Source organism: Caulobacter zeae (genome assembly GCF_002858925.1).
Classification (GTDB): domain Bacteria; phylum Pseudomonadota; class Alphaproteobacteria; order Caulobacterales; family Caulobacteraceae; genus Caulobacter; species Caulobacter zeae.
In genome coordinates, this window is the sequence record NZ_PJRS01000031.1 from 61,153 (window position 1) to 82,437 (window position 21,285).

At 69.1% G+C, this 21,285-nt stretch carries 20 protein-coding genes and 1 pseudogene; 11 read left to right on the plus strand and 10 right to left on the minus strand.

Annotated elements, in window-relative coordinates; translation table 11 throughout:
• Window positions 1-15: 15 nt before the first annotated feature.
• The gene (locus SGCZBJ_RS15875; RefSeq protein ID WP_101718963.1) at window positions 16-891 is read left to right on the plus strand and encodes a VOC family protein; all 876 of its coding nucleotides are present in this window, start codon (window positions 16-18) and stop codon (window positions 889-891) included.
• Window positions 892-1,132: 241 nt separating this feature from the next.
• Here the strand turns inward: SGCZBJ_RS15875 and SGCZBJ_RS15880 are convergent, their stop codons facing one another.
• Window positions 1,133-2,962: an alpha/beta fold hydrolase gene (locus tag SGCZBJ_RS15880; protein WP_101718964.1), complete on the minus strand. Its 1,830-nt coding sequence runs from the start codon at window positions 2,960-2,962 to the stop codon at window positions 1,133-1,135.
• A 190-nt stretch (window positions 2,963-3,152) separates the two neighbouring features.
• Between SGCZBJ_RS15880 and SGCZBJ_RS15885 the strand changes: the two genes are divergently transcribed.
• Complete coding sequence (locus SGCZBJ_RS15885) at window positions 3,153-3,869, plus strand: SDR family oxidoreductase (RefSeq protein ID WP_101718965.1); 717 nt, start codon at window positions 3,153-3,155, stop codon at window positions 3,867-3,869.
• A 155-nt stretch (window positions 3,870-4,024) separates the two neighbouring features.
• On the opposite strand, the gene SGCZBJ_RS15890 is transcribed toward SGCZBJ_RS15885, so the two are convergent.
• From SGCZBJ_RS15890 to SGCZBJ_RS15905, 4 genes are all read right to left on the minus strand, one after another.
• Window positions 4,025-4,411: a response regulator transcription factor gene (locus tag SGCZBJ_RS15890; RefSeq protein ID WP_101718966.1), complete on the minus strand. Its 387-nt coding sequence runs from the start codon at window positions 4,409-4,411 to the stop codon at window positions 4,025-4,027.
• A 97-nt stretch (window positions 4,412-4,508) separates the two neighbouring features.
• Window positions 4,509-5,135 (minus strand): glutathione S-transferase family protein, encoded by a 627-nt coding sequence (locus SGCZBJ_RS15895; RefSeq protein WP_165799341.1) that lies wholly within the window; start codon window positions 5,133-5,135, stop codon window positions 4,509-4,511.
• A 10-nt stretch (window positions 5,136-5,145) separates the two neighbouring features.
• Entirely contained in the window at window positions 5,146-6,345 is a 1,200-nt protein-coding gene (locus SGCZBJ_RS15900; protein WP_101718968.1) for an FAD-dependent oxidoreductase, read from the minus strand.
• 71 nt (window positions 6,346-6,416) lie between these two features.
• Window positions 6,417-6,707 carry a DUF1330 domain-containing protein gene (locus tag SGCZBJ_RS15905; RefSeq protein WP_101718969.1) on the minus strand — a complete coding sequence of 97 codons (291 nt, stop codon included), beginning with the start codon at window positions 6,705-6,707 and terminating at the stop codon, window positions 6,417-6,419.
• 175 nt (window positions 6,708-6,882) lie between these two features.
• On the opposite strand from SGCZBJ_RS15905, the gene SGCZBJ_RS15910 reads away from it, so the two are divergent.
• From SGCZBJ_RS15910 to SGCZBJ_RS15925, 4 genes are read left to right on the plus strand one after another with little or no spacing between them, the layout of a single operon-like run.
• The gene (locus SGCZBJ_RS15910; protein ID WP_101718970.1) at window positions 6,883-7,629 is read left to right on the plus strand and encodes a maleate cis-trans isomerase family protein; all 747 of its coding nucleotides are present in this window, start codon (window positions 6,883-6,885) and stop codon (window positions 7,627-7,629) included.
• A gap of 18 nt (window positions 7,630-7,647) precedes the next feature.
• Window positions 7,648-8,577, plus strand: a complete 930-nt coding sequence (locus SGCZBJ_RS15915) for a polysaccharide deacetylase family protein (protein WP_101718971.1) — start codon at window positions 7,648-7,650, stop codon at window positions 8,575-8,577.
• Window positions 8,574-9,446 (plus strand): isocitrate lyase/PEP mutase family protein, encoded by an 873-nt coding sequence (locus SGCZBJ_RS15920; RefSeq protein WP_240621535.1) that lies wholly within the window; start codon window positions 8,574-8,576, stop codon window positions 9,444-9,446. The genes SGCZBJ_RS15915 and SGCZBJ_RS15920 overlap by 4 nt, the downstream gene beginning before the upstream one ends.
• A 15-nt stretch (window positions 9,447-9,461) precedes the next feature.
• On the plus strand, window positions 9,462-10,631 hold the full coding sequence (locus tag SGCZBJ_RS15925; protein WP_101718972.1) for an FAD-dependent monooxygenase: 1,170 nt from the start codon (window positions 9,462-9,464) through the stop codon (window positions 10,629-10,631).
• 176 nt (window positions 10,632-10,807) lie between these two features.
• Here SGCZBJ_RS15925 and SGCZBJ_RS15930 read toward each other — a convergent pair whose 3' ends face one another.
• Complete coding sequence (locus SGCZBJ_RS15930; protein WP_101718973.1) at window positions 10,808-11,734, minus strand: CPBP family intramembrane glutamic endopeptidase; 927 nt, start codon at window positions 11,732-11,734, stop codon at window positions 10,808-10,810.
• A 300-nt stretch (window positions 11,735-12,034) separates the two neighbouring features.
• On the opposite strand from SGCZBJ_RS15930, the pseudogene SGCZBJ_RS15935 reads away from it, so the two are divergent.
• The 4 genes and pseudogenes from SGCZBJ_RS15935 (at window position 12,035) to SGCZBJ_RS15950 (ending at window position 15,848) form a co-directional block, all read left to right on the plus strand.
• Window positions 12,035-12,378 (plus strand): annotated as a pseudogene (locus tag SGCZBJ_RS15935) (endonuclease domain-containing protein).
• Window positions 12,379-12,619: 241 nt separating this feature from the next.
• On the plus strand, window positions 12,620-13,843 hold the full coding sequence (locus SGCZBJ_RS15940) for a class I SAM-dependent methyltransferase (RefSeq protein ID WP_205685398.1): 1,224 nt from the start codon (window positions 12,620-12,622) through the stop codon (window positions 13,841-13,843).
• 24 nt (window positions 13,844-13,867) lie between these two features.
• Window positions 13,868-14,239, plus strand: a complete 372-nt coding sequence (locus SGCZBJ_RS15945) for a hypothetical protein (RefSeq protein WP_101714787.1) — start codon at window positions 13,868-13,870, stop codon at window positions 14,237-14,239.
• Window positions 14,240-14,264: 25 nt separating this feature from the next.
• Window positions 14,265-15,848, plus strand: a complete 1,584-nt coding sequence (locus SGCZBJ_RS15950; protein WP_101718974.1) for an FAD-binding oxidoreductase — start codon at window positions 14,265-14,267, stop codon at window positions 15,846-15,848.
• Between the two features lie 303 nt (window positions 15,849-16,151).
• On the opposite strand, the gene SGCZBJ_RS15955 is transcribed toward SGCZBJ_RS15950, so the two are convergent.
• From SGCZBJ_RS15955 to SGCZBJ_RS15970, 4 genes are all read right to left on the minus strand, one after another.
• Window positions 16,152-16,460 carry a hypothetical protein gene (locus SGCZBJ_RS15955; RefSeq protein ID WP_101718975.1) on the minus strand — a complete coding sequence of 103 codons (309 nt, stop codon included), beginning with the start codon at window positions 16,458-16,460 and terminating at the stop codon, window positions 16,152-16,154.
• 24 nt (window positions 16,461-16,484) lie between these two features.
• The gene (locus SGCZBJ_RS15960) at window positions 16,485-17,531 is read right to left on the minus strand and encodes a class I SAM-dependent methyltransferase (RefSeq protein ID WP_101718976.1); all 1,047 of its coding nucleotides are present in this window, start codon (window positions 17,529-17,531) and stop codon (window positions 16,485-16,487) included.
• Window positions 17,532-17,621: 90 nt separating this feature from the next.
• Window positions 17,622-18,410, minus strand: coding sequence for an alpha/beta hydrolase (locus SGCZBJ_RS15965; protein WP_101718977.1), 789 nt, complete (start codon window positions 18,408-18,410; stop codon window positions 17,622-17,624).
• On the minus strand, window positions 18,410-19,924 hold the full coding sequence (locus SGCZBJ_RS15970; protein WP_101718978.1) for an aldehyde dehydrogenase family protein: 1,515 nt from the start codon (window positions 19,922-19,924) through the stop codon (window positions 18,410-18,412). Before SGCZBJ_RS15970 ends, SGCZBJ_RS15965 begins: the two co-directional genes overlap by 1 nt.
• A gap of 174 nt (window positions 19,925-20,098) precedes the next feature.
• On the opposite strand from SGCZBJ_RS15970, the gene SGCZBJ_RS15975 reads away from it, so the two are divergent.
• A complete protein-coding gene (locus SGCZBJ_RS15975) occupies window positions 20,099-21,199 on the plus strand; it encodes a serine hydrolase domain-containing protein (RefSeq protein ID WP_101718979.1) in 1,101 nt (366 codons plus the stop codon).
• Window positions 21,200-21,285 lie beyond the last annotated feature (86 nt).

Below are 21,285 nucleotides of genomic sequence, written 5' to 3' on the forward strand. Positions count from 1 at the left end.
TTCAAGGACCTATCGATGAACCTTCTTAGGGCCGCCACCCTGGTGACGCCGAACGTCGCTGCGACCGCGCAGCGCTACGCCCAGTGGCTGGACTACACTGTGGTCGAGCAGGGCGAGGTCCCCCCCGACCTCGCCGCCAGCTGGGGCGCCCCGGCCAGCGCCGGCCGGCCTTATGCCGTCCTGCAACCCGCCAGCGGCGCCGATGTCTTCCTGCGCTTCGTCGAGGGCGACCCGGTCCCCGAATACCGCCCCTTGCGCACCTACGGCTGGGCGGCGATCGAGATCTGCTGCCAGGACGTCATGGCCGTGAACGAGCGCATGCAGGACGCGCCGTTCGAGATCATCGGCCCGCCCAAGCGCATCGACGGCCTGCCCACCATCCACCCGATGCAGGTGAAGGGTCCCGACGGCGAGATCGTCTACCTCACCGAGATCGTCTCGCCCGGCAACGGCCTGCCCTATCCCGGCAGCCTGATCGACAAGCTGTTCATCCTGGTCCTGGCCAGCGACGACATGGCGGCCAGCGGGGCCTGGTTCGGCGAGACCCTCGGCCTGGACGTCGGCGCGCCGATGACCATCGTCTACAACATGATCAACGACGCCTTCGAGCTGCCGAAAGACAGCCGCCACGCCCTGGCGACGGCGACGTATCAGAAGGACGTCTTCCTCGAGTTCGACCAGTATCCGGAGCAGGCCGCGGTCCGTCCCGGCCACCCCGGCGCCCTGCCGCCGGGCGTCGCCATCTGCACGCTCAAGCACCCCGACTTCGACAGCGTCCAGGGCGACTGGATCGTGCCCCCCAAGGTCCGCGACGGCGCCGTCTACGCCGGCAAGCGCGCCGGCGTTCTGCGCGCCCCGGGCGGAGCCCTGGTCGAGGTGGTGGAACTCTAAAACCCTCTCTCATGGAGAGAGGGAGGGGCCCGCCGCGAAGCGGCGGGAGGGTGATAGGGTACGCCGCCAGCCGGCCAATCCCTCACCTTTCCGCGACAGCGACGGCCGGAACAACTGGACCCAAAACAAGAAAGGCGCGGCCGAACCGACCGCGCCTTTTCCTATGAGAGTGTAACCTCTCACCCTCCCACGCCTTGCGGCGTGGGCCCCTCCCTCTCTCATAGAGAGAGGGGCTCAACAGTTACAGCGTCACCACCACCTTGCCGAATGCGCCCTGGTCGGCGCGGGTGTAGGCGCCTTCGATGGCGTCGAGGGCGAACACGGCGTCGACCTGCGGGACGATGCCCTTGGCCGCCACGAAGTCCGACAGCGCCTGATGGTCGGCGCGCGAGCCGACCGAGATCGCCGTGGCCCGCTGGGCCATCATCACCATGGCCGAGGCGTCCAGCGTGCCGCCAAAGCCATCCAGGGCGCCGATCACGGCCACGTGGCCGCCGACGCCCAGGCTCGCCTGCGACTTGGCCAGGGTGCCGGCGCCGCCGAGCTCGAGGGCGTGCTGCACGCCGCCGGCCGTGGCCTCCTTCACCGCGGCCTCCCAGTCGGGCGTGGTGTGGTAGTTGATGGTCAGGTCCGCGCCCAGGTCCTTGGCGCGGGCCAGCTTGGCGTCGTCGCCGCCGACCACGGCCACCTTGGCGCCGAAGGCCTTGGCGATCTGAAGCCCCCATAGCGACACGCCGCCGGTGCCCAGGGTCACCACCCAGTCGCCGGCCTGAAGGCCGCCATGGGTGACGAGCGACGACCACGCCGTGACGCCCGAGCAGGTCAGGGTCGCGCCCTGCACGTAGTCGAGGCCGTCCGGCAGCTTCACGACGCCGCCCGCCGACAGCACCACGTGCTCGGCCAGCACGCCCGGACCGCCCGCGCCCAGCGACGAGATCACCGCCGGGAAGGTGATGCGGCCGCCGGGCCAGTTCTGGAAGAAGGTCGAGGCCACGCGGTCGCCCACGGCCAGGCCCTCGACGCCTTCACCCAAGCCCACGATCTCGCCCGCGGCGTCCGACAGCGGGGTGAAGCCGTCGGCCTCGCCCACCGGGTACCAGCCCTTGCGGATCATCACGTCGCGGCGGTTCAGCGCTACGGCGCGCACGCGCACCAGCACCTCGCCCGGACCCGGCTGCGGGACCGGCACGACGGACTCGGCCAGCTCGAAGCCCTGGCCGGCGCGGACGAGGGAGAAACGGCGATTGGTCATGGGCGGGGTCCACTGCAGGGGGCTGTTCGGAGGCGTGGTTTCGACGCCGGCCGCAAAGGCCAGCAGGGTCTCGGCGAAGATCTCGGGTTCCAGCTCGGGCGCGGCGACGCCGGTCTTGCCCTGGGTGGTGACCACGACGCCCGGGCGGGCCTTGCGGATGCGACCGACGAAGCCGGCCAGCGGATCGTCCGCCGCCTGCAACACGGTCACCGGGCAGGTCACGCCCGCAAAGACGCTGGCGAAGTCCTGGTCGAAGATCGCCCCGAAGGCCTGGTTGCGGCCGTCCGGCGCGCCGATCGCGCCCAGGAACTCGGTCTGAACCAGCTGGGCGTCGAAGCGGGGCAGCAACCCCTTCATCACGCCCCAGGACTGGATCAGATAGGCGCCGTGCGCGTCTATCGGCGCGGACTGGCCGACCTGGGCGCGGAACATCTCGCGTTCGTCGGCGGTGGCGAACAAGACGCCGTTCAGCAGCAGCGAACGCACGCGGCCCGGCGCGGCCACGGCGATCTCGGCGCCGATATGGGTGCCGGTGTGGTGGCCGGCCAGGTGGAAGCGCTCGACGCCCAGGACGTCCAGCGCCGCCAGCAGCCAGGCGCCGTAGTCCACCGTCGAGGGCAGGCCTTGCGGCTTGAACGACTGGCCAAAGCCGGGCGTGTCCAGCGCGATCGCCGCGCGGCGGCCGGCCAGGCGCGCCAGCACGCCGTCGAAGCAGGCGGAACTGACCGGCGTGCGATGCAGCAGCACGATCGGGTCGCCAGGACCGTCCACCCGGCGCAGGTGCACCTGGCCGGCGGACGTATCGGCGTAAGCCTTCATAATCGGGGCTTGGCGAATGAGCGTCACGGGGGCTCCAGCGGAATCTTCGAGCCTCGGTCCTAGCGCCGCCCCCTCGCCACCTCGCCTGTGGCGGGGCCGTTATCCGCACAGCGGCGAAGATCGCGGCCGCCCCGCCCTCGCCTTCCAGGCCGGTTCAAGTCGGCGCCAGCAACGAAGAAGAGAGCACGCCATGACCACGGTCCTGATCACCGGCGCCAATCGCGGCATCGGCCTGGAGCACGTCCGCCAGTACGCCGCCGGCGGCGCCGACGTCATCGCCACCTGCCGTGATCCGGCCGGGGCCGCCGAACTGCAAGCCATCGCCGACGCCCACCCCGGCAAGGTCCGCATCGAGGCCCTGTCGGTGAACGACGCGGCTTCCGTCGCCGCCTTCGCCGAGCGGCTACGAGGCGTAGCGATCGACGTGCTGATCAACAACGCCGGCACCTACGGCCCCATCCCGCTGCCCGAGGGCATGGCCCACCAGACCCTGGCCGGCATGGACTACGACATCTGGGCCGACATCCTGGCGACCAACGTCGTCTCGCCGTTCCGCATCACCGCCGCCTTGATCGAGAATGTGAAGGCCAGCGCGGGCAAGACCATCGTCATGATGTCCAGCGGCCTGGCCTCGATCGGAACCAACATCTACGGCGGCTCGCACGCCTACCGCTCGTCCAAGGCCGCGCTGAACATGCTGGCCAAGGGCCTGGCGGTGGAGCTGAAGGGCGACGGCGTCACCGTCATCGCCATGGCCCCCGGCTGGACCCGCACCGCCCTGGGCGGCCCCGACGCGCCCTATTCGGTCGAGGAAAGCGTCGAAGGCCAGCAGAAGGTCATCGCCGGGCTGAGCCTGGACGACACCGGCAAGTTCCTGGACCTGGCCGGCGCCGAGGTGGCTTGGTGAAGGGCGGACGTCAATAACCCGAAAGTTCCCCGCGAAGGCGGGGTTCCAAGCCGAGGTCGCGGGTGATGCACGGCCGCGCCATGTCCTGAACGTCAGCTTGGATCCTCGCCTTCGCGGGGATACTCGGATTTCTTGTGGCGGCTTCCAAAGCCCTCCTACCCTAACCTCAACGCCGCATAGACCTTCTCGACCACCTGCTGGGGCGAGAAGGGCTTGAGCAGATAGGTCGTCGCCCCCGCGCCCATGGCCGACGCGATGCGGTCGAGACGCCCCTCGCCGGTCAGCATGACCACCGGCGTCTCGCGATGCTCGTCGCCGCCGCGCAGCAGTTTCAGAAGCTCCATGCCGTCCATGTCGGGCATGCGGATGTCGATCAGCCAGATCGCCGGCTTGTCCAGCCCTGCCGCATGCAGCGCGCTGCGAGCGGACTCGAAGGCCTGGACGATGTAGCCGGACTTGGCCAGGGCGCCTTCCAGGAAGGCCAGCAGCACCGGGTCGTCGTCGACGACGAACACCCGCCCCTTGATCCAGCTGCGCTCCATGCGGCCTCGCCTCACGTTAACCGTGCGAGCGACAGTCTCACAAGGTTTTCGCGCCCGGTACGGCGCCAAGGTTGTAAGGCCCTGGCGCTCGTCCCCTTTAGCCGGCGGCCATGCCGCGCTGCACGCCCGGCCGCTGGGCGATGAAGGCCTCGTAGCGGGCCAGGTTCGGATACCGCTCCAGCCCGCCCTCCAGGCGCTTGGCGGAGCTCGCCACCATCGGGAAGAACAGGGCGTCCAGGATCGTGAACCGCTCGCCCAGCATGTAGACACGGCTGGCCAGACGGGCCTCGAACGCCGCCAGCTGCTCGTGGCAGTCGGCCAGCGACCGCTCGATCGCCCACGGCGTCTTCTCCGGCGCCATCACGGTGGCGACGAACTGGTTGGTGAAGGCGCCCGCCAGCTGCGACGACACAGCGGAGGCCCACATCAGGAACTCGGCCCGCTCGCCAGGCCCCCTGGGCAGCATGTCGCTGGCGGCCTTCTCGGCCAGGTACCAGGCGATGGCCAGGGTTTCCGACAGCGTGATCGAGGCGCCGCCCGGCCCGTCGGGATCGACGATGGCCGGCGCCTTGCCGAACGGGCTGAGCGCGGCCTTGTAGCCGGGCTTCTTGTGCTCGCCGGCATAGAGGTCGACCGGGGCCAGCGCATAGGCCAGCCCCGTCTCCTCCAGCACGATCCGAACCTTCTGGCCGTTGGCGGTCGGGACGGTGTGAAACTGGATCATCGTCCCGCCCTCACGCTGTCGCCGCTTCGAGCTCGAGGCTCTTGTACATCGACTGCAACAGCAGGTACTCGCGCCGCTGTTCCGGGTCGGCCAGGATCTTGCGCATCTTGGCCTCGCGCTCGGCATAGGCCTCGGCGGTGCCCGCTTCCATCGCCGCCTTGTTGGCGATGGTCTGGGTCTGGATGAACTTGTGCATCACCGCCCGCCGCTGCCGGTCATAGAGCGGCAGCAGCGTCTGCGCGTCGCCCTTGTTCTGCAGGATCTCGACCAGTTTTTCCGTCAGGTTCCACACGTCGTGGATGCCCGAGTTCATGCCGAACCCGCCCAGCGGGTTGTTGAGGTGGGCCGCGTCGCCCGCCAGCAGCACCCGGCCCGCATGGTAGGTCTTGGCCACCCGCTGGTGCACCTTGTAGAGCGTGCGGTGCGCGGTCTTCACCGCCGCGCCCTCGCCCAGCAGGCCGCCGAACACGGCCTCCTTCTTGGCGTCCGACAGCAGGGCCTCGTCGCTCTCGTCGCCATTGGCCGGCACCAGGATCCGCCACAGCGACGGCACCCGCAGCAGCACGCACCACTCCTTGGGATCGGCCACGTAGTTGACGTGGGCCAGCCCCGGGAAGTGCTCCTCCAGCGGCCAGTCGGTCGACAGGGTCAGGAACTTCTCCGGATAGGTGAAGCCCTCGAACTCGATGTCCAGCCACTTGCGGACGATCGAATTGGCCCCGTCGGCGCCGATCAGGTAGTCGCAGCGCACCTGCTCGATCCCGAACGGCGCCTCGACGAAGGCGGTGACGCCCTGGTCGTCCTGGGTAAAGTGGGCCAGCCGGTGCGAGAACCGCACCTGGCCCTTGGGATGCTCCGCCAGCTTGGCGGTCAGCAGGCGCGCCAGCTTGAACTGCTCGCACTGCAGCCGGTACGGGTGCTCTGAGATGTCGCCCAGCTCGCCCATGTCGAAGGCCATCACCTCGCCCGTCAGGCGGTTGCGATAGTGATAGATCGGCGCGCGAAGGCCTTGGGCCTCCAGCTCGTCGAGCACGCCCAGCTCTTTCATCATGTCGAGCGTCGGCGGATGCATGGTCGAGGCGCGCAGGTCCTCTGGGCAGCGCGGCGCGGCCTCCAGCAGCAGCACTTCGACACCCATCTGGGCCAGCCGATAGGCCGCGACCGAGCCCACGGGCCCAGCGCCGGCGACGACGACTTGGAATCGTTCCACGGAACCTCGCTAGTTTTGGATCGGCGTTGCGGGCGCGGTTTCCCCCTCGCGCCCCGGCTCACGCGCTTTGATCAGTCGACGACGATCATGCGGACCACGACATTCCCCGCGTCCTTCCGCAGGAGCTTGGCGGCCTGGTATTCGTCCGAATACAGATAGGCCTTGGCGGCGGCCGCATCGGGATAGCGCGTGACGATCACGCGCTCGCCTTCGGGGACCTCGCCCTCCAGCACTTCGGTCACCGGACCGCGGACATAGGTCTCGCCGCCGAAACGCTCGGCCAGGCCCGAAATGGCCTTCACATATTCCATGAAGCGCGGCGGGTCGGTGATGACGGTGGTGGCGATGATGAAGGCGGGCATGGTCTCGTCCCCCGGAGGAATTTCCGTTGTGGTTCAACGACGACCCTAGCGACGCCCGTTCTTCCCGCTCTGGCGGCGCCTTTTCCTATCCGCCGGGCGGATATCGGCTCCTGGGGTGCGGCGCGGCCGCTTCGGCTTTGCCATTCCTCGACCATCGAAACGTCGAGGAAGCGTCATGCCGGATTCATTGGGACACCGCCTGAAGTATGCGGTCATCGCGCCGTCGACCAACACCAGCGTGCAGCCGGAATACGACGACATGCGCCCGCGCGGCGTTACCAACCACTTCCAGCGCATCGCCATTCCCGACACCAAGGTGACCGACGACGAGTCGTTCATGGTGATGCTTCAGAACATCCGCGACGCGACCATGGACAGCGTCGACGTCGCCATGACCATGGACCCGGCCTGCGTGGTCATGGGCATGTCGGCCGAAACCTTCTGGGACGGCGCCGACGGCGCCGAACGCCTGACCCAGCGCATGCTGGAGCGCACCAACGGCGTTCCGGTCGTGATGGGCTCCACCGCCGTCGACGCGGCGCTGAAGGCCTACGGCGGCATCAAGAAGATCGGGGTGATCACCCCCTACATGCCGGTCGGCGACAACCAGGTGCGCAAGTTCTTCGAGGACCTTGGCTACGAGGTCACCCAGGTGAAGGGCCTGAAATCCCCCTCGCCGATGCTGATCGCCCACGAGACGCCGCAGACGCTCAAGCGCGCGGCCGAAGAGGTCTCCGAAGGCGCCGACGCCGTCGTCCAGTGCGGCACCAACCTGGCCTTCGCCAAGGTCGCCGCCATGGCCGAGTTCTGGCTGGAAAAGCCGGTCGTGGCCATCAACACCGCCACCTACTGGCACGCTCTCCGGAGCATGGGAATTACCGACAAGATCGACGGCTTCGGCTCGCTCCTGCTCGAGCACTAGGGATCACGGGGTATCAGTATGGAATACGATTACATTCCGCTTCCGCACCGCAAGCCGCTGATCTGGCCGAACGGCGCGCGCGTGGCCCTGGTCATGACCTTCAATCTGGAGACCTGGGACCTCACCAAGCCGACCAAGGAGAAGTACTACGCCGGCGGTCCGGCCGTGCTGCCCGACGTGCTGGCCGGCGATACGCCCGACTTCCCCAACTACACCTGGCGCGAATACGGCCAGCGGGTGGGCATCTGGCGCTTGTTCGACCTCTTCGACGAGCTGGGCGTCAAGGCCAGCTGCACCACCAACGCGGTGACCTTCGAGCGTCGCAAGGCGATGACCGACGCCTGCCTGGAGCGCGGCTGGGAGCTCCTGGCCCACAACTGGGAACAGGGCGAGCTGCTGACCGACTTCGCCCATGAGCCGGCCAAGGAGCGCGACATCGTCCTGCGCTCGCTGGAGCATTACGAGAAGTTCGTCGGCAAGCGCGCCAAGGGCTGGCTGTCGTCGTCCCTGCGCGGCACGCTGCAGACCGCCGACATCCTGGCCGAGCACGGCTGCACCTTCTATTGCGACCTGCTCAACGACGACCAGCCCTACCTGCTGCGCACGCCGAACGGCCCGATCGTCTCGACGCCCTATTCGAACGAGATCAACGACTTCACCCTGCTCACCCGTCGCGGCCACACCACCGACGAGTACCGCGACGTGATGATCGAGGAGCTGAACGTCCTCTACAAGGAAGGCGCGACCTCGGGCCGGATCATGAACGTGGGCATCCACCCGCACGTCTCGGGCCGGGCTTACCGGATCCGCGCCCTGCGCGAGTTCATCCAGCACGCCAAGAGCCTGCCGGGCGTGTGGTTCGCCACCCGCGAGGAGATCGCCGACTGGTATCTGGCCAACCACGAGAGCCACATCCCGACCGACGCGACCATCAAGGCCGCCGAGTGACCAGCGCCGCCACGCGCCTGCGCCAGCGGCTGGCGGCCGGCTCCGACGGCCGCCGCCGGCTGCTGGCCGCGCCGGGCTGCTATGACGGCTTCTCGGCCCTGCTGGTCGAGCAGGCGGGCTTCGAGGCCGCGTTCCTGTCGGGCGCGGCCCTGTCGCTGGCCCGCCTGGGCCGTCCCGACGTCGGCCTCGTCGGCGTCGGCGAGCTGGCCGACGCGGTGCGGGCCATCGCCGACCGCGTCGACATCCCGCTGATCGTCGACATCGACACCGGCTTCGGCAACGCGCTGAACACCCAGCGCACCGTCAAGGTGCTCGAACGGGCCGGCGCCGCCGCGGTGCAGCTGGAAGACCAGACCTTCCCCAAGCGCTGCGGCCACATCCGCGGCAAGGGCGTGATCCCGGTCGCCGAGATGGTCGGCAAGGTCCGCGCCGCGGTCGACGCCCGCATCGAGACCCTGATCATCGGCCGCACGGATGCGCTCGGCGTCGAAGGCCCGCAAGCCGCCATGGACCGCGCCGAGGCCTATCTGGAGGCCGGCGCCGACATCGTCTTCGTCGAGGGCCCCCGCACCCTGGACGAGACCAAGGCCGTCGCCGAGCGCTTCGCCGCCCGCGTTCCCCTGATCCACAACCTGGTCGAGGGCGGGATCACCGCCGTGCGCACCGGCGCGGAACTGCAGGAACTGGGCTTCGCCATCGCCCTGCACCCGATGCTGCTGCTGCACGGCCTCGCCCGCTACGCGCCCGAATGGCTGGCCCAGCTTCGCAGCCAGGGCACGACCGACGGCCTCGACATTCTCGACCTTCCTCGCCTGAACGCGGTCGCCGGGCTCGACGCCCTGCTGGCCGACGCGGCGACCTATGCCTGAGTACGGAGACTAACCATGCGTCCCCAGCACCTGATCGTCGCCGGCGCCGGCATCGGCGGCCTGACCGCGGCCATCGCCCTGGCTCGCGCCGGCCACACCGTCGAGGTGCTGGAGCAGGCCCCGGCGCTCGGCGAGATCGGCGCCGGCGTCACGCTCGCGCCCAACGCCATGCGCGTCTACCACCACCTGGGCCTGGCCGAGGCGATCACCGCCGCCGGGGTCGAGCCCCAGCGCCAGCGGGTGCAGCACTGGGCCGACGGTCGCGACCTCGTGGCCTTCGAACGCGGCCAGAAGGTGCGCGACCTCTACGGCGCCCCTTACGTCTACATCCACCGCGCCGACCTGCACGCCATTCTGGTCGAGGCGCTGGAAGCCACCGGCCGCGCCAGCGTGCGCCTGTCCGCGCCTTGCGTCGCGGCCCGGCCGACCGATGACGGCGCGATCGCCGTGCTGGCCGGCGGCGCCGAGATCAAGGGCGACGCGGTGATCGGCGCCGACGGCGTGAAATCGGGCGTCCGCAAGGGCTTCGACCCCGGCGAGCCGCACTTCACCGGCCACGTCGTCTGGCGCGCCATCGTGCCGGTCGAGGGCGACCTGCTGACCGATATGGCCCACTTCCCCGGCATCCATATCGGCCCGGGCCGCATGGCCGTGCGCTATCCGCTGCGCAACTCGACCCTGCTGAATCTGGTCTTCTTCGCCCGACAGGAGGGCTGGGCCGAGGAAGGCTGGACGATCCGCGCCGACCTCGCCGACCTGCGCAAGACCTTCGAAGGCTGGAGCAGCGACGTCCAGGCCCTGCTCGACGCCGTCGATTCGTCTGCGCTCTACAAGTGGGCCGTCTTCGCCCGCCAGCCGCTGAAGACCTGGGTGCGCGGCGGCCGCGTGGCCCTGCTGGGCGACGCCGCTCACGCCATGACCCCGTTCCTGGGCCAAGGCGCCGCCGCCGCCATCGAGGACGCCCTCGTCCTGGCCCGCGCCTTCGAAGCCGCGTCGGACGTTCCCGAAGCCCTGGCCCGCTACGAGGCCGCCCGCAAGGAACGCTGCGGCTTCATCCAGGTCGAATCCAACCTCAACGCGGACCGCCTCGAAGGCGACGAAGCCCACCTCTACGGCATGACCGAGATCAAGAACGAAGAGACGCTGGGCCTCTTCGCGTACGACGCTGGGGCGGTGGAGGTCTAAGAACGATCCCTCTCTCATGGAGAGAGGGAGGGGCCCGCGCCGCAGGCGTGGGAGGGTGAGTGGGTAGGCGAAGCCCCCAGACGATCTTGGCGCCATTGCGAGCGATGTGCCGGCACGCCGGCTGAAGGTGTAACCACTCACCCTCCCATCGCTGCGCGATGGGCCCCTCCCTCTCTCTAAGAGAGAGGGGACCGGTTGGCGGCCTCGGTCAACGCCCCCTTCGCGATCAGATAGACGCAGCCCGCGGCGAGCACGATCGTCGCGGCGACGCTGGCTTCCGGGCCGAAAGACCCGCCGGTAAGCCACCACGGGGCGCCCGAAGCCGGCGCTAGACCCACGACGACTGGTGTGATGGCGACCTTCATGCCGCTGACCTCCAGTCCGAAACCCGCACCAAGCAGGGCATTCCAGGCGGTGTGGAAGGCGCACGCCCCCCACAACGACCCTTCCTTGGCGGCGTAGAGACTCAGCACGACGGCGAAAAGAAACAGGTTGAAGAGCCCCAGCACGAGTTCCTTCGACGGGTCGACATTGCTCGCATGGAGCAGAGTAAAGAAGCCGGAATTGAGCAGGACGGCGACGATCAATCCGTGCCTGGACGCCACCAAAGACATCAGCCAGCCGCGGAACATGGTCTCTTCGGCGGCTCCCTGGATCACATAGCCGGCGAACAGGGCGAGAAACGGCGTCAGAACGGCCGGCGTCAGCAAGCCCAGGGACAGACTTCCGGCGGCCTTGTAGCCGCCCGCGGCGAAGATGACGCCGACCACGGCGCCGAGGAGAAGCCCTCCGACGACCAGGCCGCGCAGATAGCGGCCGACCATCTTGGCGTTGAAGCCCAAGGCTGCGGGCGGCCTGCGCTCGAACAGAAGCGTCCAGGCGAAAATGAGAACCATGGTGACGCCCCCGCCGGCCAGATAGATGGCGAGCGGCCGCCATTGCGTATCCAGGTCCGCCTTGTGGAACCCCATCGGCTTCAAGACGCCGAAGATGATCGCCAGCTGCCCGACAACAAAGAAAACGACGATCAGGACGAGCGCCGCGAAGGTCCAAGTGCGCCGACTTCTAGCGGCGCGCGGCGCAAAAACTTCAACTCCACCCATAGTTCCCCTCCGAATGCCCCAAGACACAAGTCCACACGCCGCGCACCTGTATTGAGAGATGCGCAGATCATTCTTGGACACGTGCTGTAGAGGCGCCAGAACCGCCGCTCGGATGCAGAAACCTACATTAATTCTTTGTCAGAACATTCAGGGTGTTCAGCGGCCTTTCTGAATCCCTCTCTCTTAGAGAGAGGGAGGGGCCCGCCGCGAAGCGGTGGGAGGGTGAGTGGTTTCGCCCTCACAGAGAAATCCCAATTCCTTTGATTGAAAACGCAGGTGCCCAGCGCCCAGGCTTTGCTGATGGACAGGACCGCCTACGCCCGCCGCCTTCGTCAGAAGCAAACCCAGGCGGAAAAGACGCTTTGGGCCCTTGTCCGCAACCGTCGCCTCTCAGGCTTCAAGTTCATGCGGCAGATTGCGATCGATCGCTATTTCGCGGACTTCGTCTGCGAGCCGGCCAAGCTGATCGTCGAACTCGACGGTGCTGCTCACGAGGGCCGCGAAGACTATATGACAAGCGCCGCACCGACACGCTGGAACAGCTTGGATACGTGGTGTTGAGGTTCCACAACGAGCAGATCCTGGCCGATCCCGGCGGGACCGCCGACGACATCCTGGCTGCGCTCCGGTCGGCCAGGCCGTAACCACTCACCCTCCCACCGCCTATGGCGGCGGGCCCCTCCCTCTCTCTAAGAGAGAGGGATTCATAACGGCGCCTTCCCCTACGACCGCCTCTCCCCTGCCCGTCAACCGCCCCTGACTGCCTAGCACCTGCGCTGTCCGCCTAGCGGAGCATCCGTTGAACGCAATATTTTGACTGATCGGTCCCCTTCAGATTAGCCTCAGTTCGCGCCGCCCTTCCGGGCCGGCTGTTTGGAGGCCGCCATGTCCGCCGAGATGCTCAACACCTTCCAGCAGGTCGATCACCCGATCCTGCCCAAGCCGACCCACGACGAGGCGTCGCGACAGGAATTCACCAAGAGCTTCAAGCAGTTCATCCAGCAGGGTCTGCTGCCGGGCCTGGGCCCCGTGTTCGGCGTCCGCGCCGCCAAGGCCTTCGAGCGCGAGCATGGCCGCGCCCCCGCCGACCGCCGCGACATCCGTTCGGCCATGGTCAAGGACCTCTATTTCCAGCACTACGCGGCGGCCAACCGCATCGCCCAGGAACTGCTCTGGGAATCGACCAACGTCACGATCGACCGTGAACTGCCCGAGCTGATCGAGAAGGCCCGCGGCCTCTCGGCCTCGGCCAAGGGCAAGCTCGACCTGCCCGAGGAATTCGAGACCCCGCGCTACGTCACCTCGATCGACATCCACTGCATGCCCGGCGGCTATGCCGGCGCGGTGACCCCGGACGACATCTCGACGGGCGCCCTCTACGACCGCGGCGTCTATCTCTACGCCATGGGCTATATGGGCCCGTTCAACGACGACATGGGCCGCTCGGTCTGCAACTACGTCAACCGCCGCCTGGACGGCTTCAAGCCCAAGCGGATCCTGGACCTGGGCTGCACCGTCGGCCACTCGACCCTGCCCTACAAGGAACTGTTCCCCGAGGCGGAGGTCTGGGGCGTCGACGTCGCCGCCCCGCAGGTGCGCTACGCCCACGCCCGCGCCGCCGGTCTGGGCCTCGAAGTCAACTTCGCCCAGATGAACGCCGAGGAGACCCGCTTCGAGGCCGGCTCGTTTGATCTGATCGTCAGCCACATCCTGCTGCACGAGACGTCGGGCAAGGCCATGCCGCGCATCTTCAACGAGTGCCACCGCCTGCTGGCGCCCGGCGGCTACATGATCCACGCCGACCTGCCGCCGTTCGACAACATGGACCCGTTCACCCAGTTCATCCTCGACAACGAGACCTGGTACAACAACGAGCCGTTCTGGGGCGCCATGCGCGAGACCGACCAGGTCGCGTTGGCCAAGGCCGCCGGCTTCCCGCCCGAAAGCGTCAAGTTCGACACCGCGCCGATGGCGATCATGGAGTTCGTCGCCCAGCAGGCCGCCGGCTACAGCCAGGACGCCAGCGCGGCGGTCTCCGACCGCGAGTTCGCCGCCGGCGAATACGCCCCCGGCGGCGGCTGGGAAGTCCTGATCGCCCGCAAGGCCTGAGTTAGAGTTTAAGGGGAAAACACGATGAACGCCCACGCTCCGCAGGCCGAGCGCCCGCACGTCATCCGCGACGCCAAGGGCAAGCGCCCCCAGTTCTACGAGGCCCCGGGCCTCGACCAGGCCATGTCGATGATCATGGTCCTGGCCAACGAACTGGCCGTGCTGCACGACCGTCTCGACAGCGCCGAACGCGTCCACGCCGCCAAGGGCCTGGACCTGGCCGCCGAGATCGAGGCCCTGCAGCTCGACCAGGCCGCCCTGGAGGCCCGCGAGGCCTGGCGCCAGGACTTCCTGGGGCGCCTGTTCTACCTGGCCCGCAAGGACGCCTCGGAAGCCGCCGCGGCCGACACAGCCGAGCGCTTCCGCGCCACCATCGAAGACATCGCCAAGACCTGATCCCAAGACCTCATCGAGTAAGCTGATGCCCGTCAAGACGCGTACCGCCCCAGCCGCCGCTGGCCTCCTGTCCCGCCTGGAGGCGATCGTCGGCGCCGGCGGCGTCCTGACGGGCGAGGCCGCCCTGCCCTTCGCCACCGACGTCTACCGCCGGCTGGAAACACCGCTGGCCGTGGTCCGCCCGGCCGACGTCGAGCAACTGCAAGCGGTCGTGCGCGAAGCCGCCACCGAAGGCGTCGCCATCGTCCCGCGCGGCGGCGGCGCGTCCTATACAGACGGCTACCTGGCGACCCGCGCCGACACCGTGCTGATCGACACCGGGGCCCTGTCCCGCATCGTCGAGATCAACCAGACCGACGCCTATGTCACCGTGGAGGCCGGGGTCACCTGGGCCCAGCTGAAGGACGCGCTGGATCCCCTAGGCCTGCGTACGCCCTTCTTCGGCCCGTTCTCGGGCCTGGCCGCCACGATCGGCGGGTCGATGTCGCAGCACGCCATCAGCCACGGCTCGGGCCTCTACGGCAGCTCGGCGGAGTCGGCCGTGTCGGTCGAGGTCGTCATCGCCGACGGCTCCCTGCTGCGCACCGGCTCGGCCGCCCGCGGCGCCTCGCCCTTCGCCCGCTGGTACGGACCCGATCTGTGCGGCCTGTTCCTGGGCGACTGCGGCGCGCTGGGGATAAAGGCGCGCATCACCCTGCCGCTGATCGCCAAGAGGCCCGCCTTCCAGTGCGCCTCCTTCGCCTTCGAAGACCTGCCGAGCCTCGCCCGCGCCATGCGGGCGGCGTCGATCGAGGCGCTCGACGACGAGCATTTCGCCATCGACGCGCCCCTGGCCCAGGGCCAGATCGCCCGCCAGGACAACGCCGCGGTCGTGCAGATGGCGCTCACCGTGCTGAAGAGCTCGCCGTCGCTGGTCGCGGGCCTCAAGCAGCTCGGCAAGATGGCCCTGGCCGGCGATCGCGCCCTGCGCAAGGCCGAGTACATGGTCCACTACATCCTCGAGGGCGTCGACGACCGCGAGGCCAAGGCGCGGCTGGACCGCCTGCGCACCCTGATGACGGCCGAGGGGGTCGAGATCCCCAACACCATGCCGACCATCGTGCGCGGCATGCCGTTCGCCCCGCTCTACAACGTGCTCGGCCCCAAGGGCGAGCGCTGGGCCCCGCTGAACGGCATCCTGCCGCACAGCCAGGTCGCCGCCTTCCACACCGCGCTCGAAGCCCTCTACGCCGGCCACGCCGACGAGATGACCGCCCGCGGCGTCTGGCGCGGCGGCATGTTCGAGGTGCTGCGCCCGTCCGGCTTCCTCTACGAGGTCGCCCTCTACTGGCCCGGCGCCCAGACCGCCTACCACGCCGGCGTCCTGCCGGCCGAGCACCTGGCCAGCCTGCCCCAGTACGCCGACGATCCGGCGACCACGGCCTTCGTGCACAAGCTCAAGGCCCAGATCATCGCGCTCTACGCACGGCATGGCGCCGTGCACTTCCAGCTCGGCAAGCTATATCCGTACGGCGACGTACTGGAGGCTCCGGCGCTGGACCTGGTCAAGGCGGTGAAGGCGGCCGTGGATCCGAAAGGCGTGATGAACCCCGGGGCGCTGGGGCTTTAGGCGCCTTTATCGACCCTCTCCCAGAGGGAGAGGGAGGGGCCCAGGCGATAGCCTGGGAGGGTGAGGGGTTACACCCTCTCCGATAAATCCACGATCGAACATCAGAAGCGTCGGCCAATCAGGTCGGGGACGGGACCGCCAGCGGCGTACCCCCTCACCCTCCCACGCCTTGCGGCGCGGGCCCCTCCCTCTCCCCATGGGAGAGGTTTCAAAAGCGCGCCTTCCGCCTTCACACAATAAAAAAGGCGCGGTCCTTTCGGACCGCGCCAGGCTACACGCTGCGCAGTTGCAGCGGGGACCTCGTCAGCTCCGGGCTTCGGGAGCCGCGCGCAAGGCGCGCATCAGGTTCTGCACGATCGCGTCGCGCTTGGCGTTCAGCTGGGCCTGCAACTCCGGGCCCGGCTGGAAGGCGTCGACCTCGGCATTGGCCAGCACGCCGTGGCTTTCCAGCACCGCTTCCAGCACGTGGACGCGGTCGGTCAGCACCCAGATCTCGCGGGTCAGCGACAGGATCGCCTCGCCCAGGTCGTCGATCTGGTCGACGGTCAGCATCCGGCGGTTCACCGGCTCGGAGATCGGGCGCTCGAAGGTCTTCTGGTTCATCGCGTTCATGTCGCTCGCTCGTTGACGGAAGGATCAGGCGGGCTTGTGAGCGCGCAGCACGTAGTAGGAATGGGTCGGAGCCTGGGTCGCGCCCTCGACGTCGACGAAGCCGATGTCCTTGCAGGTCTGGATCAGGTCCATGCTGGCCGAGGCGCGCCAGTAGGGCTCGCCGCCCCACTTGGCCAGGTAGTCGTAGCGCCACGAGGCCATCTTATCGATCTCGGCATAGCGCGGCACGTCGGCCATGATGATGTCGCCGCCCGGCTTCAGCATCCGGAAGGCCTCTTCCAGCACCGCCTTGATGATCCGCGGCGGCGCCTCGTGGAACAGGATGAAGGTGGTGACCAGGTCGAAGCTCTCGTCGGCGAAACCGGAGTTCTCGCCGCCCTTGACCATCAGCTTCCAGTTCCAGCCCTTCTCGTTGGCCACGCGGCGGGCCTGCTCGAGCATGCGGGCCGACCAGTCGATGCCGGTGATCTGAGCCTCTGGGAAGGTCTCCTGCAGGGCCTGGGTGAAGTGGCCCGAGCCGCAGCCGATATCGAGGATTTCCTTGTAGTCGCGACGCGGAGCCTGCTGGGCGGCCGCCCGGCGCTGGCCGAAGATGTCGCCGCCATAGCCGCGCGCCACCAGCTGCTTGTGCACCAGCTCGCCGTGGACATAGCCGGTGTGGTCGATGTGGTCCCAGCCGCCGGTGGTGCGGTGGAACCAGACCTTGCTCCAGTAGCTGGGCGGGGTCTCGCCGTCGCCGTAGTCCAGGGTGGCCGTGCCCTCGTCGAGGCTCTTGAGGTACGGCTCGATGACCGCGCGACGCTCCTCGAAGGCTTCGTCGCAGTGCGCGCCGTGGGTGCGCGAGGCCCATTCGCCGAACAGCTCGCGGATCTTGAAGATCTTGGAGTCGGCCAGGGTCTCGACGACCAGGGCGTGGCGTTCATCCATGTCGTCGGGCATGGTCTGGGCCGTGACGCCCTTCATGGCCAGTTCCGCCTCGGAGGCGAAGTGCAGGCCGAAGGTCGCCTTCGATATGCCCGCCTGGAAATCGAGCGACGCGCGCCCGCGTTGGGCCAGGGCCGGAGCGTCCATGAGGCACCTCTAAAACCTTGTTTCGATGAGGGACTTTACCCCCGGAGCGACGTCCCGAAAGGCGTGTCGGACCCGCTATCCGCACAACGGTCAGCGGGTGGTGAAGCTCGGCTGGCTCGACCGGGCGGCGATGCGGGCGGCCGCCGAAGCGTCGCCGGCGGCGTGGGCCAGCACCAAGTCCGCCGAGATCGCAACAGCCTGCGCCAGGCGCTCGGCCTGAGCCGGACCGGGCAGTTCGGGCCGGCAGATCAGCCCGCCGAAATAGTGGTCGACGCCCGGCAGCACCAACGCGTGGCGATCCCCCGGCGACGGCGCCTCGAAGGCGATCAGGCGCATGCGCCAGTCGTCGACGAAGCCCGGCAGCACGTCGGCGTCGCCGGTCTGCACCAGCAGCGGCGCGGCGGTGCTCGCGAACCCTTCGGCCGAGATCAGCGGCGGCGTGGCTGGCGGCGGCGACAGGGCGACCACGGCCTTGACGCGCGGGTCCAGCGTCGGCGCGCCGGGCGGCGCCAGAACGCCGGCCCCGCCGGCCGCCAGGGCAAGCAAGGCGCCGAACGAGTGGCCGGCGGCGGCGAGACCCGGAGTCCCCTGCCCTGCCAGCCAGTCCAGGGTCGCGGCCTGGTCCTCAAGGCGCGTGCGCCAGACGGCGGCCTGGTCGAAGGCCTCCCGCCGCGGATGGTCGGTGCTGTCGACATGCAGCGGCGCGGCGACCAGCAGGCCCGCCGCCGCCCAGCCGTCCAGCAGGGCCGCGTACTTGCCTGGCGCCGAAAAGGCTCCGTGCGAAAAGGCGACGGCGGCTTTGGCGGGTCCAGTGGGCCGCGCCACGGCCAGCCCGACGGAGCGATCGCCGACGGCGATCTCGACAATGTCCAGGCTCATCAGACGACCGCGCAGACCGTCTTCCATTCCAGGTAGCCGTCGAGGGCGACCTGGCCGCTGTCGCGCCCCCAGCCCGAGGCCTTGACCCCGCCGATCGGCAGGGCGTTGTCGTACATCGAGTGGCAGTTGATCCAGACGGTGCCGGCCTTGATCCGGCGCGACAGGCGATGGGCGTGCGACAGGCTCTCGGTCCAGATGCTGGCGGCCAGGCCGAACTCGCTGTCGTTGGCGGCGGCGACCACCTCGTCGATCTCGTCATAGGCCTGGACGACCACCACCGGGCCGAACACCTCCTCGCGGACGATGGCCATGTCGGAGGTCACGCGAGCCACGACGGCCGGGGTCACGAAGGTCCCCTCGTCGCCGCCCTGCACGCCGCCGGTCAGCACCTCGGCCCCGGCCGCCGCCGCCCCGGCCACGAAGCCGGCCACGCGATCTGCCTGCTTGCGCGACACCAGCGGACCCATGTGGGTGGCCGGATCCAGGCCGTGGCCCAGTTGCAGCCCCTTGGCCTGCGCCGCCACGCCCTCGACCACCCGATCGTAGACCGAACGGTGGGCGTAGAGCCGCGAGCCGGCCACGCACACCTGGCCGGCGTTGAAGAAGATGGCGTTGGCCGCGCCGGGGATGGCCAGGTCCAGGTCGGCGTCGGGCAGGATCACCACCGGCGACTTGCCGCCCAGCTCCAGGCTGACCTTCTTGAGGTTGCCCTTGGCCGCGTCGAGGATCGCCCGGCCCGTCGGGGTCGAGCCGGTGAAGGCCACCTTGTCGACGCCCTGGTGCGAGGCCAGGGCCGCACCGGCCTCGCCGCCCAGGCCGGTGACCAGGTTCAGCACCCCTGCCGGGAAGCCCGCCTGCTGCACCAGCTCGGCCAGGCGCAAGGCGGTCAGCGAGGTGTCCTCCGCGGGTTTCAGCACCACCGTGCAGCCCGCGGCTAGGGCCGGCGCCAGCTTCATGGCCGTCAAGACGAGCGGCGAGTTCCAAGGCACGATGGCGGCGACCACGCCCACCGGCTCGCGCAGGGTCCAGCTGGCCACCTGCTTGCCGGCCGGCTGGTAGTTGATCGAGCTGTCGATCGTGCGCCCCTCGATGGCGGTCGCCAGGCCCGCATAGTAGCGGAACTGGTTCACCGCGCCGGGGATCTCGGCCCAGCGACCGACGTACAGCGGCTTGCCCTGGTCTAGGGTCTCCAGCTCGGCCAGCTCGTCGATATTGGCCTCGATCAGGTCGGCCAGGGTCCACAGCAGGCGCGAACGCTGCATGGGCGTCAGCGACGGCCACTCGCCGCCGTCGAAGGCCTTGCGGGCGGCGGCCACGGCGGCGTCGACGTCAGCCGCGCCGCCCTTGGCGATCTCGGCCAGCACCACGCCGGTGGCAGGGTCCTTGGTCGCGAAGGTGTCGCCGCCATGGGCGTCGACCCAGGCGCCGCCGATGAACAGCTGCTTGCGACGCTTGGCGAGGAAGGCTTTCGCCCCCTCCGTCTGAGGTTCGACCGAACGGACGACGAAGGTCATGGCGCACTCCCCGGGACGCTGGAATTCCAGCCTCGACGCTAGTCCTCGCATCCTCGATTCACAGGGGTCGCGGACGGCCTATCCGCTGTGCGGGCGCCTTTGCGCGCAAGCGTTTGCGAACCGCGCTAGAGCCTAGGTTCAAGGCTCGTAACGGATGCTTTTCAGGGGCTTGGGATGACGACGATGAACGGACGCGGCGTGGACGAGATCCACGGCTACGCCCCCCTGCGCCCGGTGGCCGGCGCGGCCGCGCCCGACGCCTCGCCGGTCGTTCCAGGCGGCGTCTCGCAGGCCGCCCTCGACGCCGCCCAGGCCTTCTCCGACGCCCATGACGGCCTGGCTCTGCTGGTCTGGTCCGGCGGCGCCCTGCGCCATGAGGCCTATGCCCCGCACGTCACCGCCGACAGCCTGTTCGAGACCTTCTCGATGCACAAGTCGGCCCTGGGCCTGCTCTATGGCGCGGCGCTCCGCGACGGCGCCATCGCCTCGATCGACGATCCGGTCGGCCTCTACGTCGCCGAATGGCGCGACGACCCGCGCGGAGCGATCCCGCTGCGCCATCTGCTGGGCATGAGCTCGGGCCTGACCGTGCACAGCCTAGACAAGGGAGATCCCGTCGCCCTTTCCCTCATGCTGGGCGACCGCATCAGCGAAACCGCCCTCACCGTCCAGGCCGAGCGTCCGTCCGGCGAGGTCTTCGACTACTACAACGTCGCCGCCCAGGTGGCGGGGCTGGCCCTGTCACGCGCCGTCGCGGCCAAGGGGCTGGGCGATGCGGCGACCTACCTCTCCAAGGCGCTCTGGGCGCCGATGGGCGGCGCCGACGCGCGGCTGTGGGTCGAGCGCGAGGACGGCGAGCCGCGCTTCTTCGCCGGCCTCCAGGCCCGCGCCCGCGACTGGCTGCAACTGGGCCGCCTGATCGCCGGCGCCGGCGCACTCGACGGTCGCCAGGTGCTGCCGGCCGATTGGATCGCCGCCATCACGGCCGAGAACCCGCTCAACCCCGCCTACGGCCTCCTGGTCTGGCGCGCCGCGCCGATCGAGAACGGCAGGCGCCCCTACGGCCCCTCCACCGCTTACGCCGCCCCGCACGGCGCGCCCTTCCAGGCCGACGACCTCGTCTATTTCGACGGCTTCGGCGGCCAGCGCGTCTACGTCTCGCCCTCGCGCGACCTGGTCATCGTCCGCATCGGCCGCCCGCGCCTCGATTTCGACGACGCCGTGCTGCCGAATTTGATCGTCGAGGGGGTGGGGGAAGGGTTGGGATGGGGGTGACGCCGCGCGTTCAGCCCGCACCGCCGCTTCAAGTCATGCCGCCGCAACCACCCCCAACCCCGGCCCTTCCCCCATCGAGGGGGAAG

Coding starts and splice junctions, on each gene's coding strand:
- SGCZBJ_RS15875 (WP_101718963.1), top strand. CDS start 16: ATGAACCTTCTTAGGGCCGCCACCCTGGTGACGCCGAACGTCGCTGCG.
- SGCZBJ_RS15880 (WP_101718964.1), bottom strand. CDS start 2,962: ATGAAGGCTTACGCCGATACGTCCGCCGGCCAGGTGCACCTGCGCCGG.
- SGCZBJ_RS15885 (WP_101718965.1), top strand. CDS start 3,153: ATGACCACGGTCCTGATCACCGGCGCCAATCGCGGCATCGGCCTGGAG.
- SGCZBJ_RS15890 (WP_101718966.1), bottom strand. CDS start 4,411: ATGGAGCGCAGCTGGATCAAGGGGCGGGTGTTCGTCGTCGACGACGAC.
- SGCZBJ_RS15895 (WP_165799341.1), bottom strand. CDS start 5,135: ATGATCCAGTTTCACACCGTCCCGACCGCCAACGGCCAGAAGGTTCGG.
- SGCZBJ_RS15905 (WP_101718969.1), bottom strand. CDS start 6,707: ATGCCCGCCTTCATCATCGCCACCACCGTCATCACCGACCCGCCGCGC.
- SGCZBJ_RS15910 (WP_101718970.1), top strand. CDS start 6,883: ATGCCGGATTCATTGGGACACCGCCTGAAGTATGCGGTCATCGCGCCG.
- SGCZBJ_RS15915 (WP_101718971.1), top strand. CDS start 7,648: ATGGAATACGATTACATTCCGCTTCCGCACCGCAAGCCGCTGATCTGG.
- SGCZBJ_RS15925 (WP_101718972.1), top strand. CDS start 9,462: ATGCGTCCCCAGCACCTGATCGTCGCCGGCGCCGGCATCGGCGGCCTG.
- SGCZBJ_RS15930 (WP_101718973.1), bottom strand. CDS start 11,734: ATGGGTGGAGTTGAAGTTTTTGCGCCGCGCGCCGCTAGAAGTCGGCGC.
- SGCZBJ_RS15940 (WP_205685398.1), top strand. CDS start 12,620: ATGTCCGCCGAGATGCTCAACACCTTCCAGCAGGTCGATCACCCGATC.
- SGCZBJ_RS15945 (WP_101714787.1), top strand. CDS start 13,868: ATGAACGCCCACGCTCCGCAGGCCGAGCGCCCGCACGTCATCCGCGAC.
- SGCZBJ_RS15950 (WP_101718974.1), top strand. CDS start 14,265: ATGCCCGTCAAGACGCGTACCGCCCCAGCCGCCGCTGGCCTCCTGTCC.
- SGCZBJ_RS15955 (WP_101718975.1), bottom strand. CDS start 16,460: ATGAACGCGATGAACCAGAAGACCTTCGAGCGCCCGATCTCCGAGCCG.
- SGCZBJ_RS15960 (WP_101718976.1), bottom strand. CDS start 17,531: ATGGACGCTCCGGCCCTGGCCCAACGCGGGCGCGCGTCGCTCGATTTC.
- SGCZBJ_RS15965 (WP_101718977.1), bottom strand. CDS start 18,410: ATGAGCCTGGACATTGTCGAGATCGCCGTCGGCGATCGCTCCGTCGGG.
- SGCZBJ_RS15970 (WP_101718978.1), bottom strand. CDS start 19,924: ATGACCTTCGTCGTCCGTTCGGTCGAACCTCAGACGGAGGGGGCGAAA.
- SGCZBJ_RS15975 (WP_101718979.1), top strand. CDS start 20,099: ATGACGACGATGAACGGACGCGGCGTGGACGAGATCCACGGCTACGCC.